We start from the raw sequence: 17,361 nt of genomic DNA, 5'->3' as shown, positions 1-17,361 counted from the left end.
TGGTCGGTGTTCTGGCTGGTCACGCTGCGTTGTCAGTGGGGGGTGCCAGCATGGGGGCATGGTGGAGACGGGCGGGTTCGACTGGCGTGAGTTTCTGGGGCGTTGGAGCGGGGAGTGGGCGGATGCCTGGGAGCCGGAGCGATCGCGCGGGGAGCTGGACGAGGTGTCCCGGCGGGAGCGCTGGCTGGGGTTCGAGGGGGCCGGCTCGGCACGGACAGCCGCTGCCGAGGAGCGGCTGGGGTGCCGGCTGCCGCCTTCGTACCGCGCCTTTGTGGAGGTGAGTGACGGGTGGCGGTATGCCGGGGGGTTCGTGTGGGTGCTCGCGGGAACCGAGCAGGCCCGTTGGCATGAGGACGCGGCGGGGCTCGCGCAGGCGGAGCGGGAGGAGCTGACCGAGGACTCCACGCCGGAGGAGGTGCTCCGCGCGGGGATGTGGGAGCGGTCGCTCCGGCTGGACGTGGAGTCGGACGCGACGTACGTGCTGATGGACCCGGGGGACATCGACGAGTCCGGCGAGTGGGCCGTCTACGTGTGGGCTCACTGGCGGGCCGCGCCACCCGAACGGTACGGCTCCTTCCGGGAGTTCATGGAGGCGATGCACCAGGAGTTCCACTGTCAGCGGGCGGGCGATCTGGGCGAGGCGTTCGTCAACGACACGACGCGCGCGGTGGACGCCTCCGTGGAGGAGGCCCGCCTGGACGCGCTGCGCGGGCGGTACGAGCAGGCCGAGGCGACGCTGACGAGGGCGATGGCGTACGGCAGACCGCGGGCGAGGGGGATGTGCGACCAGATCCGGCGCCTCTCGGGGCGTACGTACATGGCCGGTTTCGGGCCGCTCGCCACCGATCCGGTGTACGCGCCCGAACTGCTGCCCGTGCTCGCGGCCGAGCAGGTGCGGGACCGCCGCGGGGACGGTCGCGGTAGCGGCATGTGGCTGCCCGGGGCGGACGAGTCCGTGCGGGAGTTGGGCGACAGCGTGCTCGCGCAGGTGCGGGAGGGGACGTTCCGGTACTCCCCCGGCGGGGAGTTCGGGCAGGCCGTGGACGAGGCACGGGAGCAGGCCCGTTGGGGGCGGGGCGACGAGGCGTGGCGCGTCCTGCGGGCCGCGCTGCCGCTGTGGCGGCCCCGAGGGCCGGAGCATCTGGCGCCGGTCGGGTTGCTCGCGGATCCGGTCCTCGGTCCGGTCTGCGGGATACGGGAGCGGGGGCTGGAGTTGCTGGCCACTCCGCGGGCCGGCGAGCGGGGGGAGGCTCCCGCGGCGGCGCCCGACATCGACCCGCCCGGGCTGGCATGGCTGGTCGAGGCCGGCCGGACCGGGGAGTTTCAGGCCGGGTACCGGTTCGTGCTCGTGGAGGGGGTCCGGCCGAAGGAGCTGCCCGGCCTCGTGGGGGCCGAGGCCGACGGTGAACTGCGGGGGCCGGAGAGCCGGTTCGAGACGCTCTTCGGAGCGGGGCGCGGCACCGGCCAGGACGCCGCCGTCTGGGAGGACCGGGGGATCGCGGCGGTCGGTCTCGCCGGGGACGACTGGAGCTTCGCCTTCGACGACCGGCCCCAGCCCTTCAACACCCAGCGGTTCGCATCACCGGCCGTCGACGCCTCGCGAGGCGGGAGGGAAGGTCGTCGGGCGGTGGTGGTGTGGAGTTCCCCCGCGTTGCATGCCGGACGGCCGGGCGTCTTCCACCTCTCCGTGGCGCGGGGCGGGCAGGAGCAGTACGCGTTCACCGTCCTGAGGGACGAGATCGCCGACCGGCAGGGGGCCATACCCGGCTCGCTCGATCCGGAGCGTTTCTTCGGGAGCGGCGGCTCGGGCGAGGCGGGTCTGCTGGACGCCGTCGCGGGTGAGTTCGGGGTCGGGCTGCCTCGATTCGCCCTGACCAAGGGACGCGCGCACACCTTCACGACCCGGTCCTGGACCCGGCCCCCGGAGCCGGGTGAGCGGATCGCCGTCCTGCGCTTCGTACGGTCCCGGGGCGCGGCGCGGGAGGATTAGCGCGCGTGGCGGTGGGCGGAGCGGTAGCGGCGGTGGTGGTGTCGGGCCGGGCACGGGTTGGTTGCGACATGGGTGGTTCGGTGTCGGGGAGTTGAAGGGGCGGGAGCATCTGGGCATGGACAGCAGTCGGGATCGGTACGTCGACTTTCTGCGGGCGTGGGCCATCCTGCTCGTGGTGCTCGGGCACTGGCTGATCACTGGGCTGATCCGGCATCCGGACGGCCGGATCACGGCGCCGGAGCTGCTGGCGAGCGTGCCCTGGACGCAGTGGCTGACGCTGGGCTTCCAGATCATGCCGCTGTTCTTCCTCGCCGGGGGGTACGCGGCGAGCGGGTCGTGGGTGCGGGCCCGGGCCGGCGGTGGGACGGCCGCGGCGTGGGTGGGACAGCGGGCGGTGCGGTTGCTGCTGCCCGTGGCCGCGTACAGCGCTCTCGTGCTGCTCGCCGTCGGGGTGTGTGCGGGGGTCGGTGTGGATCCGGGCACGCTCGCGCTGGTGGGGTGGGCGATGGCGATGCAGTTCTGGTTCCTGCCGGTGTATCTGCTGCTCAGCGCCCTGACTCCGGCACTGCATGGACTGCACCGGCGGTGGGGGCTACGGGTTCCGGTCGGGATGGGCGTCGTCGGGCTCGGGGTGGGGACGGCGCTGGTCCTGGGTGACGAGGGGCGGTACGCCGGGGCCGTCGAGGCACTCGGGGCGCTCAACTACCTGCTCGTGTGGGGTGTGGTCTATCAGCTCGGTTTCTGCTGGCGGGACGGGCTGCTGGGCGGGGGTGAGGGGCGCCGCGGGAGACGGGTGGTGCCCGTCGCGATGGCGGCGGTGGGCGGGGGCGGTTTCGCGCTGCTCGTCGGGCTCGGGCCCTTTCCCGTGAGTCTGATCCTGGTGACCGGGCAGGACCCCAGCAACACCAATCCGCCGTCGGTGGCCATGCTGGCCTGGGCGGTGGCGCAGGTCGGGCTGTGTCTGCTCGTCGCGCCCGGTGTGCGACGGGTGCTGGAGCGGGCGGCGGTGTGGCGGGCCGTGCGGGGGCTGGGGGCCGCCAGCATGACGCTGTACCTGTGGCACATGGTGCCGGTGCTGATGGTCGCCGGCGCCTTCTATCTGACCGGCCTCGCGCCCCAGCCCGCGTACGGCTCGGTGGGGTGGTGGGCGCTGCGGGTGCCGTGGCTGCTGGTGCTCGGGGGTGTGCTGGGGGGCGTCGTGGCCGCGCTGCGGCCGCTGGAGCGGGGGCTGGCGGTGCTGGGCGCGCGGGTGCGGCCCGAGGCCGGGCTTAGGGGAGTTGCCGCCTGGCGGCTGTGGGCGGGGATCGGGGTGAGTGTCTGGGCGTTGACGTATTTCGCCGGGCACGGCTTCGCGTACGGCGGCCGTTTTCCGCTCGCTGCCGCGGTGGGGCTGGCGCTGGGGACGGGGATGGTGCTGTTCCCGGGGCGGGTGCGTGCGCCTCGGGCGGTGACGGTGGAGGGTGCGTTGGAGGAGGCCGCTTGAGGGTCGCGGCGTTCGCACGGTGAGGTTGGTCCTTCGGGCTGAGGGCGCCGAGAGCGCCGAGGACGTGGCCTCGGGGTCGGGGTCCAGGCCCGTGCCGTACGGGTCCTGCCCGGCCGGGGAGGAGCCGCGCACCGGCCAGCCGTGCGCCTGGAAGCGCTGTTCCGCCTCCTCCCAGTCGTCGGGGCCGCCGCGGACCTCGACCAGTGTGCGGACTCTTCGGTCGAAGCGCGCCTGCGACATCAACCACCTCTCGGGCGACAGCCGTTCATGACGTCGAGAGGCTCGGGGCGGGTGGGGCGGGATGTCAAGTCGGGGTGGGGGTGGGGCGTTGCCGGATGCGGGGGCCGGATGGGGAATGCAGGGGGCGGGGTCAGGCCGTGCGTTTGCGGGGTGTCGTCTTCTTCGCCGTGGTCTTCTTCGCGGCGGTCTTCTCGGTCTTCTTCGCGGTGGTCTTCTTCGCCGCCGTGCTCTTCGACGCCGTCGTCTTCTTCGCGCTCTGGGCCGACTTCGCCGTCTTGGCCGTCCTCGCCGTCGACTTCCTCGCGGAGCCGGAGGACGCCGTCGTCTTCTTCGCCGTGGACGTCGACTTCTTGCCGCCCGTCTCCTTGGGGGACGTACGCGCCGCCTTGCGCTCCGGGAGGGGTCTGACCTCGGCCTCCTCGGGGGCTTCCGTCTCCTCGCCCCGCGACTCCTTCGCCGCGCGCACGCTGTTCTCCAGGGCCGCCATCAGATCGAGGACCTTGCCGCCGGACGGCGGGGAGGGGGCCTCGGGGGGTGTCTCGCCGGCCGCCTTCGCGGCGATCACCTCCTCGACGGCGTCGCGGTACTCGTCGTGCAGGTCGTCCAGGTCGACCTCGCCGAGGGTGTCCATGAGGGCGTCCGCGAGATCGAGCTCCTTGTCGCGGACGGTGACGTCGGTGTCCGGGGCGACGCCCTCGGGGGCGCGGACCTCGTCCGGCCAGAGCAGGCCGTGCATGGCGATCGCGTCGCCGACCACACGGAGCATGCCCAGGCGTTCACGGCCCCGGAGCGCGTACTTGGCGATCGCGACCTTGTTGCTGCGCTTCAGCGCCTCCCGGAGCAGGGTGTACGGCTTCGCGGCGGGGGCGCCGCCCGCCTGGAGGTAGTACGCGGCGTCCATCTGGAGGGGGTCGATCCGGTCCCCCGGCACGAAGGCCACGATCTCGATCGTCTTCGCGGTCGGGATCGGCAGGTGGGACAGGTCCTCGTCGGTGATCGGGATGATCGTGCCGTCCGCGTCCTCGTACCCCTTCCCGATCTCCGCCGAGCTCACCTCGCGGTCCTCCAGCTCGCAGACCTTGCGGTAGCGGATGCGGCCGCCGTCCTCGGTGTGGATCTGGCGGAAGGAGATCGAGTGGCTCTCGGTGGCGTTCACCAGCTTGATCGGGATGCTGACGAGGCCGAAGGAGATGGCACCGTTCCATATGGATCGCACGGGCAGCGTCCTCCTGAACCGTCGTGTCCGGTGTCGTCGGCACGGGAAATTTGTGCCGGTTTCGTGTGATTCTCATCGTATGACGCCGATCACAGAGGTGGAGGGGCGGAGGCTCGCGCTCAGCAATCTGGAGAAGGTGCTGTATCCCGCGACCGGCTTCACCAAGGGCGAGGTGCTGCACTACTACGTCACGGTCGCCGACGTCCTGCTCCCCCATCTGCGTGACCGGGCGCTGTCCTTTCTGCGCTATCCGGACGGGCCCGAGGGGCAGGTCTTCTTCGCCAAGAACGTGCCGCCGGGGACGCCCGAGTGGGTCACGACGGCCGAGGTTCCGCGGTCGGAGGGGCCGACCCGGATGGTGGTCGTGCAGGATCTGCCGAGTCTGGTGTGGGCGGCGAATCTCGTGACCGAGTTCCATACGCCCCAGTGGGTGGTTCAGGACCCCGAACAGGCCGACCGGCTTGTTTTCGACCTCGATCCCGGGGCGCCGGCGAGTGTGGTGGAGTGCTGCGAGGTCGCGTTGTGGCTGCGGGAGCGGCTGGCTTCGGACGGGATCGAGGCGTACGCGAAGACGTCCGGGTCGAAGGGGCTGCATCTGCTGGCGGCGGTGCGGGGGGCGTCCTCCGGACGGGTCACGGAGTACGCCAAGCGGCTGGCCGTGGAGGCGGAGCGGGCGATGCCTCGGCTGGTGCTGCACCGGATGACGCGGAGTCTGCGGGCGGGGAAGGTGTTCGTGGACTGGAGCCAGAACGCTGCGCGGAAGACGACGGCCGCGCCGTACACGCTGCGGGCTCGGGCGGAGCCGTTGGTGTCGGCGCCGGTGAGCTGGGAGGAGGTGGGGGAGGTTGTGGAGTCCGGGGCGGCTGAGCGGGTGGAGTTGCGGGCGGGGGATGTGGCGGTGCGGGTCCGCGAGCGGGGAGATCTGCTGGCGCCCCTCCTCGACCCGGCCCACGCCGGCCCTCTGCCCTGAGCGACCTGGCCCCCGCCGGGCCCCTGCCCCGAGCAACCTGGCCCCGCCGGGCCCCTGCCCCGAGCAACCTCGCCCCCGCCGGGCCCCTGCCCCGAGCAACCTCGCCCCCGCCGGGCCCCTGCCCCGAGCAACCTCGCCCCCGCCGGGCCCCTACCCCGAGCAACCTCGCCCCCGCCGGGCCCCTACCCCGAGCAACCTCGCCCCCGCCGGGCCCCTACCCCGAGCAACCTCGCCCCCGCCGGGCCCCTACCCCGAGCAACCTCGCCCCGCCGGGCCCCTACCCCGAGCAACCTCGCCCCCGCCGCCCTTACCCTTCCCGTCCCCCAGGGGCTCCGCCCCTTCGACCCCACCAGGGGCTCCGCCCCTGCACCCGGCGGGACGCCGTCCCTGCCCCAGCGGGGCTTCGCCCCTGCACCCCACTGGGGGCTGCGCCCCCAGACCCCCCTTCGGCCCTGAACGGGCCTCGTCCTCAAACGCCGGACGGGCTGAGTGCACCTGGCCGGCACTGACAGGTGAGGCCCCCTACGGGTGGGTGGGGGCTCGGGACGGCACGAGCCCCGCCCGCAGACGCCGGACAGGCTGAACACACCCCGGCCGACGCCGAGAGGCCAACCTCCCACGGGTGGGTGGGGGCTCGGGACGGCACGAGCCCCGCCCGCAGACGCCGGACAGGCTGAACACACCCCGGCCGACGCCGAGAGGCCAACCTCCCACGGGTGGGTGGGGGCTCGGGACGGCACGAGCCCCGCCCGCAGACCCCGGACAGGCCCTATACACCCCCACCCCCACCAACACCGACAGGCAACGCCCCCAACAGGCCGGCGGGGGCTCGGGACGGCACAACACACCCCGGCCGACGTGGACAGGCCAAGCCCCCCAACGGGCGGGCGGCGGCTCTGGACGGCACAAACACCGCCCGCAGACACCGGACGGGCCCTAAACACCCCAGCCAGCACCGACAGGCCGAGCCCCCGACCGGTGAGCGGGGGGCTCGGGACGGCGACAGCCCCGCCCGCAGCGCCGGGGCGGCTCGAGGTGAAGCAGCTGGGGGCTACACGTCGGTCCAGATTTTGCGGTCTCGGGCCATTGCGTGGAGGGCCTCGACGTCTGCTGGTTTGAGGATGCCGCCCAGGCGGGCGAAGCCGTCGATCTCGGTGTCGGTGAGGATGCGTACCTCGCGGGGGGCCGCCGTGAAGGTCACGCCCGAGGGGCCGACGAGGGCGAGGACGGGGTGGACCTCGGCGGTGAGGGCGTGGGAGACGCGGCCGGCGTCGCTGCGGAGGCGGCGGAGCAGTGGTTGTGGATCGCGGCGGCCGAGGGTGACGAGGGGGTCGGCGATACGGACCCGCTGTTTGCGGGCGTGGAGGGCGTGGACGGAGAAGAGGCCGCCGGGGCCGATGGCCAGGTGGTGGACGCGGTCGCCGCCCGGGAGCGGGATCGAGTGGAGGGTGTGCCAGCCGGCGCCGTCGAGGCGGTCCAGGGCCTCGCCGATGGTCTGCTCGGCGGCCAGCGCATGGCGGCGCGGGTCGGGCCGGAGGCGGTGGGCGGGGCCCGGATCGCGGTCCAAGGCGACCAGGAGGGCCTCGCCGGGGCGGTTGGGGGCCAGGTCGTCGTCCGGGTGGAGCGTGAGGCGGGCCAGTTCGGCGGGGGTCGGCACGGGAGGCGGGCCGACCGTGACCGGGCCGGTCAGGAAGGGGCCGAGGGCTTCGAGTACGTCCTCCTCGCGGTCGTCGGCGAGCAGGTTGATCCTTGCCGCCTCACGGTCGTACCAGGCGATGTTCCTGCCGTCCGTGAGACAGACGTAGAGCCGTTCCTGGCCATGCCGCCAGGTGGGTATCACGCGCAGTCCGGTCATGCACCATCACCCCACGACCATGGGAACAGGCGGGGTGCTGCAAGGGCAAGAAGGCGGTTACCTTGGGGAGGAGTTGGGCAGGTCATAGGGCTCAGGGAGCGCGCGTGGGGAGGCGCCGTTGCGGACCCGCAGGAAGCAACCCGACGTACCGGCTCCGGACCGTCCGTGGGACGAGATCGTGCCGGGGCTGTGGATGGGCGGGCACGAGTACCGGGGGCCCGCCGGGCAGCCGGCGCTCGCCGTCGTGCGGGACGAGTTCGATCTCGTCCAGACACTGACCTCGGCCCGGTCCGGACACGGACCCGACCCGGGTGTCGTCCATCATGTGTGGCCGATTCCGGACGGCCCGCTGGACGGCACCCAGCTCGCGGGCGTGATCCGGCTGGCGCAGGCCGCGGGCGAGGCCCTGGACGAGGGGCGGAGCGTCCTCGTCCGGTGTTACAGCGGGTACAACCGCTCGGGGCTGGTCGTCGCCCACACCCTGATGCGCCGGGGGCACCCGGCCGACGAGGCGATCCGGCTGATACGGTCGCGGCGCTCGCCGTGGGCCCTGCACAACGAGCTGTTCGTCGAGTACCTGCAGGCGGGGCTGCCGACGGCCAGACTGCTGGAGGAGCTGGCGGAGTGACCATGCACAATCGTTTCCTCTCTCCGCCCCCGCTCATCCGCCCCCGCTCATCCACTCCCGCTCATCCACTCCTACCCGGTCCACAAAAAGGACTTCCCTACTAATTAGTAATAAGGTGTACGGGCTCTCGCACCCTCATGCACCTCAGGAGTCCCGTGCCGCCCAGCCGCCCCACCCGCACCGCCCTCGCCGTCACCGTGGCCGCCCTGCTGGCCTCGGCGGCCGCGGCCTGCGGTGACGCGGGCGGGTTGCAGGGCGCGGGCGCCACACCGACCGCCGTCAGCCCGGACCGGCTCTGGCCGGATCTGACCCCCGCCTCCAGCCCCGCCTTCGAGATCGGCGAGGTGGACACCGAGGTGGTCAAGGGCGTCACAGTGCCGGGCGGGGACATCCGCACCGTGGATCCGGTGGCGGTCGTCCGCGCGGAGATAGCCGCGACCCCGGGCGACTACAGCGCCGGGGCGTACGACGAGACCGCCCGGCGGATGGCCGACTGCGGCAGGAGCGGGGAGGCGGGGCGCGCGTGTCCCGTCCTCAAGGCGTACTACCGCGATCTGACCGGCGACGGCCACGACGACATGACGCTCGGATTCCGCCAGCTGCCCGGCAACCTCACGGCCGTACGCGTGTACACGGTCCGCGGCCAGAAGCTCGTGCAGGTCATGGCCTACGAGGATGCCGTGAGCGGGGTCGAGCTGGCCGACCGGTCGGTGATCATCCGCGCGCCCTCCGAGGTGGCCGGCTACGAGTACCGCCTGCAGTGGACCTGGGACCAGCAGCAGCACGCGATGCTGCTGACGCACGACGAGATGCTGCGCACCGGCGGTCCGCGGCGCTCCGCGAACCCGTCCGGCTCCCCCTCCCCGTCGCCGTCCCCATCCGCCTCCGGTTCCGCTTCCGGTTCCCTCCCATGGGCCTCCCCCGACCCCTCCGCGAGCGGCCGATGAGGATCGCGCTCCCCCGGTGGGCCGGTCCGCTCGCCGTGAAGGCCGCCGTGTTCATCACGGTGATGTGCTGTGCGCTGGCCGCCCTGCTCGGTGTCCTCGTCCATGTGTCGGTGACGAACCAGACCGTCGGCCAGGCCCGTGACCTGGCACTGTCCCGGCTGGAGGACGCGACGAAGGCGTTCGAGGCCGGGGACACCCTCGGCTGGGGCGTGGGCGTCGACCCACCGGGGCTGCCCCCGTCGCTGCGGACGCTCGCGCTGGCCGGGGAGCGCGGCACGATGGTCTCCGACTACCAGGGACGCCCCACCATGTGGGCGGCCGGTCCCGCCGACGGGGAACGGGCCCTCGCCGTCCGGGTGGACTACCTGCAGAGCGCCCGCACCATCGAGGGGCTCGACTCCGCGATCCTGTGGTCCTCGGGGCTGGCGATCGGGGCGACGCTGCTGGTCGGCGCGTTCGCGGTGACCCGGGTGACCCGGCGGCTGCACACCACCGCGCAGGTGGCCCGGCGGATCAGCGGCGGCGATCTGGACGCACGGGTCGACGACCCCCGTACGAAGCAGCCGGGCCGGCCCCAGGACGAGGTGGCCGCCGTGGCCGCCGCGCTCGACACCATGGCGGCCACCCTCCAGGGCAAGCTGCTGAGCGAGCAGCGCTTCACCGCCGACGTGGCGCACGAGCTGCGCACCCCGCTCACCGGGCTGCACGCGGCCGCCGAGCTGCTGCCGCCGGGGCGGCCGACGGAGCTGGTGCGCGACCGAGTGGCCGCGCTGCGCACGCTGACCGAGGACCTGCTGGAGATCTCCCGCCTCGACACCGGGCGGGAGCGGCTGGAGCTGGACGCCGAGGAGCTGGGCGCGCTGGCCCGGCGGGCCGTGCGGGCGTCCGGGACCGACACGGAGATCAGGGTCGTACGGGACGCCCGGGTGGAGACCGACCGGCGGCGGCTCGAACGGGTGCTGGGCAATCTGGTCGCCAACGCGCACCGGCACGGGCGGGCGCCCGTCGTCCTCACGGTGGACGGGCCGGTGGTCACCGTAAGGGACCACGGGGACGGCTATCCGGAGTACCTCGTCGCGCACGGGCCGCAGCGGTTCCGTACGGAGGGCGGGGCGAAGGGGCACGGGCTCGGGCTGACCATCGCGGTCGGCCAGGCGGAGGTCCTGGGGGCGGCGCTGGACTTCGCCAACGCGACGGAGGGCGGGGCGCTGGCCACTCTGACGCTCCCTCAGACACCTCCGGACGGGGACGGCCTCCCCGATGGCGCAGCGTGACGGGCGGCACGCGCGAACCGCTCCTAATGTGGCGATAAGTCAGCTTCACCCTCTTCGTGGAGGTATCGCCATGTCCTTGCGCCGCAGCGCCCTCAACCGCCTCGCCATGGCGACCGCCGTCGGCGCGCTGGTCACCGGGGCCACCGTCACCCACGCCACCGCCGAAGGCGACTGGAACGGGAGCGGGAACAACGGCGGCAACACCGGCTCCAGCAACTGGGACGAGGGGGGTCAGGGCGACAACGGAGACTGGAACGCCAACAGCAGCTGGAACGACAACGGCAGCAATACGGGCGGGGGCAACGACTGGCAGAACCAAGGCGGCAACGGCAACGGCGGCCAAGGCGGCAACGGCGGCCAGGGCGGCAACAACAACGGCGGCCAGGGCGGCAACGGCGGTCACGGCGGCAACGGCGGCCAAGGGGGCAATGACGGCCAGGGCGGCAACGGCAACAACAACGGCGGCAACAACAACGGCAACGGTGGATTCGGCGGCCAAGGCGGCAACGGCGGCTTCGGCAACGGCAACGGCGGCCAAGGCGGCAACAACAACGGCGGCCAAGGCGGCTTCGGTAACGGCAACGGCGGCTTCGGCGGCCAGGGCGGCAACGACGGGTTCGGCGGCAACGGCGGCGGATTCGGCGGCGACGGCGGCTTCGGCAACGGCGGCGATGGCGGATTCGGCGGCTTCGGCGGCCAAGGCGGATTCGGCGGCGACGGCTTCGGCAACGGAGACCAAGGCGGCCACCACAACAACCAGCGCTTCTACCGCGGCCGTGTCACCGCCAACCAGCTCCTCCTGCGCAGCAGGCCCACCCAGGGCAGCCAGGGGATCCGGGCCGTCCACCGCGGCCAGATCGTCTCGATCTTCTGCAAGACCTCCGGCCAGCGCGTCGACGGCAACCCCCTCTGGTACCTCATCGCCGACGGCACCTGGTCCTGGGCCGCGGCGCGCCACATCGACAACATCGGCGAGGCGCCGCGCTGGTGCTGACACGAAAAAACATCCAAGGCTCACAAGGAGCCTCATTTGGGTAGGTTCCGGACATGACGAGAGCCGGAGTCGGAGCCGCGACCGCGATCGCCTCGGCCGACGCGCCCGCCCCCGTGGTACGCCTCCCCCGCCGCCGTGGCATCGAACTCGCCCTCATCGTCGTAGCCGTCCTGCTGTCGGTGTACGGCTACTGCGCGGTCGGTCTCGCCCGGCACGGCACCCTTCCACCCGGCGCCGCGGGCTACGGCGCCGGGCTCGGCGTGCTCGCGCTGCTGGCGCATCTCGCGGTGCGCCTGCGCGCCCCCTACGCCGACCCCCTGCTGCTCCCGATCGGTGTGCTGCTCAACGGCATCGGCCTGGTGCTGATCTACCGACTGGACCTGGAGACACCCGGCGACCGGGCGGCGCCCACGCAGCTCGTGTGGTCCACCCTCGGCATCACGCTGTTCATCCTGGTCGTGGCGGCCCTGCGCGACCATCGCGTCGTCCAGCGGTACGCGTACGTCAGCGTGGTCGCCGCGCTCGCGCTCCTCACGTTGCCGATCTTCTTCCCGGCCGTGAACGGCGCCCGGATCTGGATCCGGATCGCCGGGTTCTCCATCCAGCCGGGCGAGTTCGCGAAGGTGCTGCTCGCGGTGTTCTTCGCCGCGTACCTGGCGGCCAACCGCACGGCACTGGCGTACGCGGGCCGCAGGATCTGGTTCATACAGCTGCCGACCGGCCGGGTCCTCGGCCCGATCGTCGCGATCTGGCTGCTGAGCGTGGGCGTGCTGGTCCTGGAACGGGACCTGGGCACGTCCCTCCTCTTCTTCGGCCTCTTCGTGATCATGCTGTACGTCGCCACCGGCCGCACCGGCTGGATCGCGGTGGGGCTGCTGCTCGCGACGCTCGGCGCGGTGGCCGTCGGCCGGCTCGAACCGCACGTCCACAGCAGGATCGAGGACTGGCTGCACCCGTTCGCGTCGATCGAGGCGGGCCTGGGGCCCAACCAGCTGGCCCAGTCGCTCTTCTCCTTCTCCGCGGGCGGCGTGCTCGGCACCGGACTCGGCCTCGGCCACTCCATTCTCATCGGCTTCGCCGCGAAGTCGGACTTCATCCTGGCGACGGCGGGCGAGGAGCTGGGCCTGGCCGGCCTGTCGGCGCTCTTCCTCCTCTACGGCCTGCTGGTGGAGCGCGGCTACCGGGCCGGCCTCGCCCTGCGCGACCCCTTCGGCCGGCTCCTCGCCGTCGGCCTGGCCTCGATCGTGGCGCTGCAGGTGTTCGTGATCGCGGGCGGCGTGACCGGGCTGATCCCGCTGACCGGCATGGCGATGCCGTTCCTGGCGCAGGGCGGCTCGTCGGTCGTCACCAACTGGGCGATCGTGGCGCTGCTGATCCGGGTCAGCGACTCGGCGCGGCGGCACTACGACGGGAAGTCCACCCCATGACCTGGGAGGTCCACCCCACGGCTCGGAAGGTCCACCCCATGACCCGGGAGGTCCACCCCACGACCCGGGAGGTCCCGCAGTGACCCGGCACATCCGGCACGCCGCCGTCTTCTGCGCCCTGCTCCTGCTGGCGCTCCTGGTCAACGCCGCGCGCGTCCAGGTCGTCCGGTCCGCTGCCTACGACGGCAATCCGGCCAACCGCCGTGAGCCCATCGCCCGTTACGGCCAGCCGCGCGGCGACATCCTGGTGGGCGACGCGCCGGTCACCGGCTCCCGGGACACCGGCGAGCAGCTGCGCTACGAACGGACGTACCGCGACGGGCCGTTGTACGCGCCGGTGACCGGATTCGCCTCCCAGGAGTACGGGACGACGTTCCTGGAGCACGCCGAGGACGACGTGCTCTCCGGCCTGGACCCGATGCTCTCGCCGTTCCCCCTGTGGAACGACGTGACGCGCGGCCGCCCAGCCGGCGGGAACGTCGTCACGACCCTCGACCGCCGTGCGCAGCAGGCCGCGTACGAGGGACTGGGCGGCCGCAAGGGCGCGGTGGCGGCGGTGGAACCGGCGACGGGGCGGGTGCTCGCGCTGGTGTCGAGTCCGTCGTACGACCCCTCCCTGCTGTCCGGGAACGACCCGGGCGCCGAAGCCGCCTGGGCGCGGCTGAACGGCGATCCCGACAAGCCGATGCTGAACCGGGCGGTGCGGCAGACCTATCCGCCGGGGTCGACCTTCAAGGTGGTGACCGCGGCGGCGGCGCTGGACGCGGGCGTGGTCACGGACCTGGACGAGCCGACCGACTCGCCGGTGCCGTACCGGCTGCCGGGGACGACGACCCGTCTGACGAACTCGGGCGACGGCTGCGCGGACGCTCCGGTGCGGGAGGCCTTCGAGTGGTCGTGCAACACCGTGTTCGCGAAGCTCGGCGTGGACGTGGGGCTCGCCCGGATGTCGCGCACGGCACAGGCGTTCGGCTTCAACGACACGGACGTACGGATCCCGTTCTCGGTGGCCACCAGCACCTTCGACACCTCGCTGGACCGGGCACAGCTCGCGCTGTCGTCGATCGGGCAGTACAACACCCGGGCCACTCCGCTGCAGATGGCGATGGTGTCGGCGGCGGTGGCCAACGGGGGCCAGGTGCGCGAGCCGTACCTGGTGGAGCGGACCACGCGGCGGGGTGGCGCCACGGTGGCCACGGCCGGCTCCCGTTCCGCACGGCAGGCGATGTATCCCTCGACCGCCGTACGACTGCAGGAGCTGATGGAGGACGTGGTGCGCGAGGGCACGGGAGCGAGGGCGGCGATCCCCGGCGCGCGGGTCGGAGCCAAGACCGGCACCGCGCAGCACGGCCTCGGCAACGCCGGGACGCCGTACGCCTGGTGCATCTCCTGGGCGCGGGGCGAGCGGGACATCGAGCCGAGTGTGGCGGTGGCGGTGGTGGTGGAGGACGGGTCGGCCAACCGCGGGGAGATCACCGGGGGCGGGGTGGCGGCGCCGATCGCGAGGGCGGTGATGGAGGCGGTGCTCGCTTCGTGAGACGGGGGGTTCCGGAGGAGACAGGTCCGTCCTACCGTTCGCGCATGACTGACGCCACGAGGACCAAGACCACGGAATCCGCCGCCTTCGAACTCGCCCAGGTCAACATCGCCCGCCTCAGGTTCCCGCTGGACTCACCGGAGTTGAAGGACTTCGTCGACGCGCTGGACCCGGTCAACGCGGACGCCGACACCGCGGACGGCTTCGTCTGGCGGCTCCAGTCCGAGCAGGGTGACGCCACCGACATCCAGGTCTTCGGCGACGAGTGGCTGATCGTCAACATGTCGGTGTGGCGGGACACCAACGCCCTGACCGCGTACATGTACCAGGGCCGCCACCGCGAGATGCTCTCGCGCCGGCGTGAGTGGTTCGAGCGGGTGCGGGAGGCGATGGCGACCCTGTGGTGGGTGCCGGCCGGCCACCGCCCCACCGTCGCGGAGGCGGAGGCCCGGCTGCTGCACCTGCGCACCAACGGCCCGACGCCGTACGCCTTCACCCTGCGCACGTCGTTCCCGGCGCAGGGCGCGGAACCCGTGAGCTTCGCGGTGCCGGAGGACCTGGGCTGCTCGGTCTGAGCGGCCCGGACCGCGAGTCCTCGCGAGCCCCGGAGGCCTAGAGCGGCTTGCGGGTCTCGGAGCGGACCTTGAGCGTCGTCTCGGCGGCCGCTTCCAGGTCGACCTCGGCGGGGTCCTGGGCGATGTTCGCCGCGGTGATCTCGGCGACCACGGCCGCCGTGTTGCCGTCCACCCAGGCGCAGACCGGGTACGTCAGGGTCGTACCGGCCTCCGTCTGGGTGACCACCTCGCAGGTGACCGTGGTGTCCGAGCCGTTCGGACGGAAGTCCTTGGGCTTGACGGCCACCGTGAGGCCGTCGGCCTCGCCGACGCCCTTCAGCATGTCGTCGCGGTTGTCGTCCGTGTTCTGGAACCGGCCGTACATGCCGGAGACCAGCAGCGCGCCCTGGGTGTCGTCACCGCCCAGGCCGTACTGCCCCACCTGGGAGTCGGTGACCTTGGCGTCCCAGGCGCCGTCCATCTCCTGCTCGATCTCCTCGCCCTGGGTGTCGGAGAGGTCCTGGGTGAGGTCGTAGCGGCCGTCGAGGAGGGTCTTGGGCAGGGTCAGCCGGTACTCGGCGTCCGGGAAGCCGCCCTCGACCTTCACACCGATCAGCACCAGCGCCACCACGCCCGCCACGACCAGGCCGAAGACACCGCCCACGATCCCGAGGATCAGCCCGGTCCGGCTCTTCTTCGGCGGCGGGGCCCAGCCGTAGGGCGGCGGAGGGTACGGGGCGCCGTACGGCTGCGGCTGCTGCGGCGCGGGCGGATGCCCGTACGGCGGCGGGGCCTGCTGCCCGTAGGGGCCGGGGGCGTACGGACCCTGCGGAGGTTGCGGGGCCGGCGGCCCGTAAGGGTTCTGGGGACCCTGGGGGTTCGGGGGGCCGTAGGGGTTCTGCGGCGGCGGAGGCGTGGACACGTCAGCACGTTACTCCATGGGTGTGACAGCGCCTTCAGGACGCCTTCGGGACGCCTTCGGGACGAGAAGTCCCACCCGGGGGATTGACGGTCTTGCTGACAAGCAGTCTCATAAGAGCCATGACGACCCTCACGGATGCCGACGCGCTGGACGGACTGCGGGACGCGCTGGGCCTGCTCAAGGACCGGGAGCAGGTGGCCGAGCGGCTGCTGGCGTCCTCCGCCAGGCACTCCTTCGACCCCGACGAGGAGCTGGACTGGGACGCGCCCTTCGAGGAGGGCAAGTGGTTCTGGCCGCCGGAGTTGGTGTCGCTGTACGGCACGCCGCTGTGGAAGCGGATGGGCGAGGAGCAGCGGATCCTGCTGTCGCGGCACGAGGCGGCGGCGCTGGCCTCGCTGGGGATCTGGTTCGAGATCATCCTGATGCAGCTGCTGGTCCGGCACATCTACGACAAGGCGGCGACGAGCGCGCATGTGCGGTACGCGCTCACCGAGATCGAGGACGAGTGCCGGCACTCGAAGATGTTCGCCCGGCTGATCGCGCAGGGCGGTACGCCCTGGTACCCGGTGAGCCGGGTCCACCAGAACATGGGCCGGCTGTTCAAGACGATCTCCACCACGCCCGGCTCCTTCACGGCCACGCTGCTCGGCGAGGAGGTCCTCGACTGGATGCAGCGGCTGACCTTCCCGGACGAGCGCGTGCAGCCCCTGATCCGGGGCGTCACCCGCATCCACGTGGTGGAGGAGGCCCGCCATGTCCGGTACGCCCGTGAGGAACTCCGCCGCCAGATGCTGACCGCGCCGAAGTGGTCGCAGGAGTTCACCCGGGTCACCTCCGGCGAGTTCGCCCGCATCTTCTCGGTGGCCTTCGTCAATCCGGACGTCTACACCAACGTCGGCCTGGACAAACGGCAGGCCATGGCCCAGGTGAAGGCCAGCGGTCACCGGCGCGAGGTCATGCAGACGGGCGCGAAGCGGTTGACGGACTTCCTGGACGACATCGGTGTACTGCGGGGAGTCGGCCGACGACTCTGGAGGTCCTCGGGGCTGCTGGCGTAGCCCGGGGCCGGCCGGGGGTGGGACCGCTCACCCGCGCATGCGGGGTGCCGCCGCGCCCACCCGTGCCGCCCCAGCGGCACGACTGCCCGCAGCCAAGGGGGCCACCGAGGCGACTTGGCAACGCCGCAAGCCAGGACGGCCCGGCAGCGCCGGCAGCTGAGGCGACTTGGCAACGCCGCAAGCCGCAAGCCGCCCAACCCAAGGGGCGCGGGAAACTGCGCGACCAGCCACGACGGACCCGCACCCGGCGACGACCGGACCACCGG

The 17,361-nt window shown here is 72.6% G+C and carries 14 protein-coding genes; 11 read left to right on the top strand and 3 right to left on the bottom strand.

From position 1 onward, the window contains the following. The first annotated feature begins 58 nt into the window (after positions 1-58). Positions 59-1,990 (top strand): SMI1/KNR4 family protein, encoded by a 1,932-nt coding sequence (locus ACIRF9_RS29610; protein WP_403828192.1) that lies wholly within the window; start codon positions 59-61, stop codon positions 1,988-1,990. 115 nt (positions 1,991-2,105) lie between these two features. Then, positions 2,106-3,473 carry an acyltransferase gene (locus tag ACIRF9_RS29605; RefSeq protein ID WP_403828190.1) on the top strand — a complete coding sequence of 456 codons (1,368 nt, stop codon included), beginning with the start codon at positions 2,106-2,108 and terminating at the stop codon, positions 3,471-3,473. A 370-nt stretch (positions 3,474-3,843) separates the two neighbouring features. Here ACIRF9_RS29605 and ACIRF9_RS29600 read toward each other — a convergent pair whose 3' ends face one another. After that, positions 3,844-4,929 carry a Ku protein gene (locus ACIRF9_RS29600; RefSeq protein ID WP_403828188.1) on the bottom strand — a complete coding sequence of 362 codons (1,086 nt, stop codon included), beginning with the start codon at positions 4,927-4,929 and terminating at the stop codon, positions 3,844-3,846. A 79-nt stretch (positions 4,930-5,008) separates the two neighbouring features. Between ACIRF9_RS29600 and ligD the strand changes: the two genes are divergently transcribed. After that, entirely contained in the window at positions 5,009-5,899 is an 891-nt protein-coding gene (gene ligD / locus ACIRF9_RS29595) for a non-homologous end-joining DNA ligase (RefSeq protein ID WP_403828186.1), read from the top strand. A 1,051-nt stretch (positions 5,900-6,950) separates the two neighbouring features. Here ligD and ACIRF9_RS29590 read toward each other — a convergent pair. Further along, positions 6,951-7,754 (bottom strand): nuclease-related domain-containing protein, encoded by an 804-nt coding sequence (locus ACIRF9_RS29590; RefSeq protein ID WP_403828184.1) that lies wholly within the window; start codon positions 7,752-7,754, stop codon positions 6,951-6,953. Between the two features lie 118 nt (positions 7,755-7,872). Between ACIRF9_RS29590 and ACIRF9_RS29585 the strand changes: the two genes are divergently transcribed. The 7 genes from ACIRF9_RS29585 (at position 7,873) to ACIRF9_RS29555 (ending at position 15,136) form a co-directional block, all read left to right on the top strand. After that, positions 7,873-8,382, top strand: coding sequence for a protein phosphatase (locus ACIRF9_RS29585; RefSeq protein ID WP_403828182.1), 510 nt, complete (start codon positions 7,873-7,875; stop codon positions 8,380-8,382). Between the two features lie 155 nt (positions 8,383-8,537). After that, a complete protein-coding gene (locus ACIRF9_RS29580) occupies positions 8,538-9,329 on the top strand; it encodes a hypothetical protein (protein WP_403828180.1) in 792 nt (263 codons plus the stop codon). After that, on the top strand, positions 9,326-10,603 hold the full coding sequence (locus ACIRF9_RS29575; protein ID WP_403828179.1) for an ATP-binding protein: 1,278 nt from the start codon (positions 9,326-9,328) through the stop codon (positions 10,601-10,603). Before ACIRF9_RS29580 ends, ACIRF9_RS29575 begins: the two co-directional genes overlap by 4 nt. A gap of 70 nt (positions 10,604-10,673) precedes the next feature. After that, complete coding sequence (locus ACIRF9_RS29570) at positions 10,674-11,597, top strand: SH3 domain-containing protein (RefSeq protein ID WP_403828177.1); 924 nt, start codon at positions 10,674-10,676, stop codon at positions 11,595-11,597. A gap of 53 nt (positions 11,598-11,650) precedes the next feature. Further along, on the top strand, positions 11,651-13,024 hold the full coding sequence (locus ACIRF9_RS29565) for an FtsW/RodA/SpoVE family cell cycle protein (protein ID WP_403828175.1): 1,374 nt from the start codon (positions 11,651-11,653) through the stop codon (positions 13,022-13,024). 79 nt (positions 13,025-13,103) lie between these two features. Next, positions 13,104-14,561 carry a peptidoglycan D,D-transpeptidase FtsI family protein gene (locus tag ACIRF9_RS29560; protein WP_403828173.1) on the top strand — a complete coding sequence of 486 codons (1,458 nt, stop codon included), beginning with the start codon at positions 13,104-13,106 and terminating at the stop codon, positions 14,559-14,561. A gap of 44 nt (positions 14,562-14,605) precedes the next feature. After that, positions 14,606-15,136, top strand: a complete 531-nt coding sequence (locus ACIRF9_RS29555) for a DUF3291 domain-containing protein (protein ID WP_403828171.1) — start codon at positions 14,606-14,608, stop codon at positions 15,134-15,136. A 37-nt stretch (positions 15,137-15,173) separates the two neighbouring features. On the opposite strand, the gene ACIRF9_RS29550 is transcribed toward ACIRF9_RS29555, so the two are convergent. Beyond that, positions 15,174-16,037 (bottom strand): hypothetical protein, encoded by an 864-nt coding sequence (locus ACIRF9_RS29550; protein WP_403828169.1) that lies wholly within the window; start codon positions 16,035-16,037, stop codon positions 15,174-15,176. Positions 16,038-16,156: 119 nt separating this feature from the next. Between ACIRF9_RS29550 and ACIRF9_RS29545 the strand changes: the two genes are divergently transcribed. Beyond that, complete coding sequence (locus ACIRF9_RS29545; protein WP_403828167.1) at positions 16,157-17,095, top strand: diiron oxygenase; 939 nt, start codon at positions 16,157-16,159, stop codon at positions 17,093-17,095. Positions 17,096-17,361: the final 266 nt, after the last annotated feature.

The organism is Streptomyces sp. NPDC096132 (assembly GCF_044763345.1).
GTDB lineage: Bacteria > Actinomycetota > Actinomycetes > Streptomycetales > Streptomycetaceae > Streptomyces.
This window is presented reverse-complemented; position numbering and strand designations above follow the sequence as displayed.

Coding starts and splice junctions, on each gene's coding strand:
- ligD (WP_403828186.1), top strand. CDS start 5,009: ATGACGCCGATCACAGAGGTGGAGGGGCGGAGGCTCGCGCTCAGCAAT.
- ACIRF9_RS29590 (WP_403828184.1), bottom strand. CDS start 7,754: ATGACCGGACTGCGCGTGATACCCACCTGGCGGCATGGCCAGGAACGG.
- ACIRF9_RS29605 (WP_403828190.1), top strand. CDS start 2,106: ATGGACAGCAGTCGGGATCGGTACGTCGACTTTCTGCGGGCGTGGGCC.
- ACIRF9_RS29555 (WP_403828171.1), top strand. CDS start 14,606: ATGACTGACGCCACGAGGACCAAGACCACGGAATCCGCCGCCTTCGAA.
- ACIRF9_RS29565 (WP_403828175.1), top strand. CDS start 11,651: ATGACGAGAGCCGGAGTCGGAGCCGCGACCGCGATCGCCTCGGCCGAC.
- ACIRF9_RS29570 (WP_403828177.1), top strand. CDS start 10,674: ATGTCCTTGCGCCGCAGCGCCCTCAACCGCCTCGCCATGGCGACCGCC.
- ACIRF9_RS29545 (WP_403828167.1), top strand. CDS start 16,157: ATGACGACCCTCACGGATGCCGACGCGCTGGACGGACTGCGGGACGCG.
- ACIRF9_RS29575 (WP_403828179.1), top strand. CDS start 9,326: ATGAGGATCGCGCTCCCCCGGTGGGCCGGTCCGCTCGCCGTGAAGGCC.
- ACIRF9_RS29610 (WP_403828192.1), top strand. CDS start 59: ATGGTGGAGACGGGCGGGTTCGACTGGCGTGAGTTTCTGGGGCGTTGG.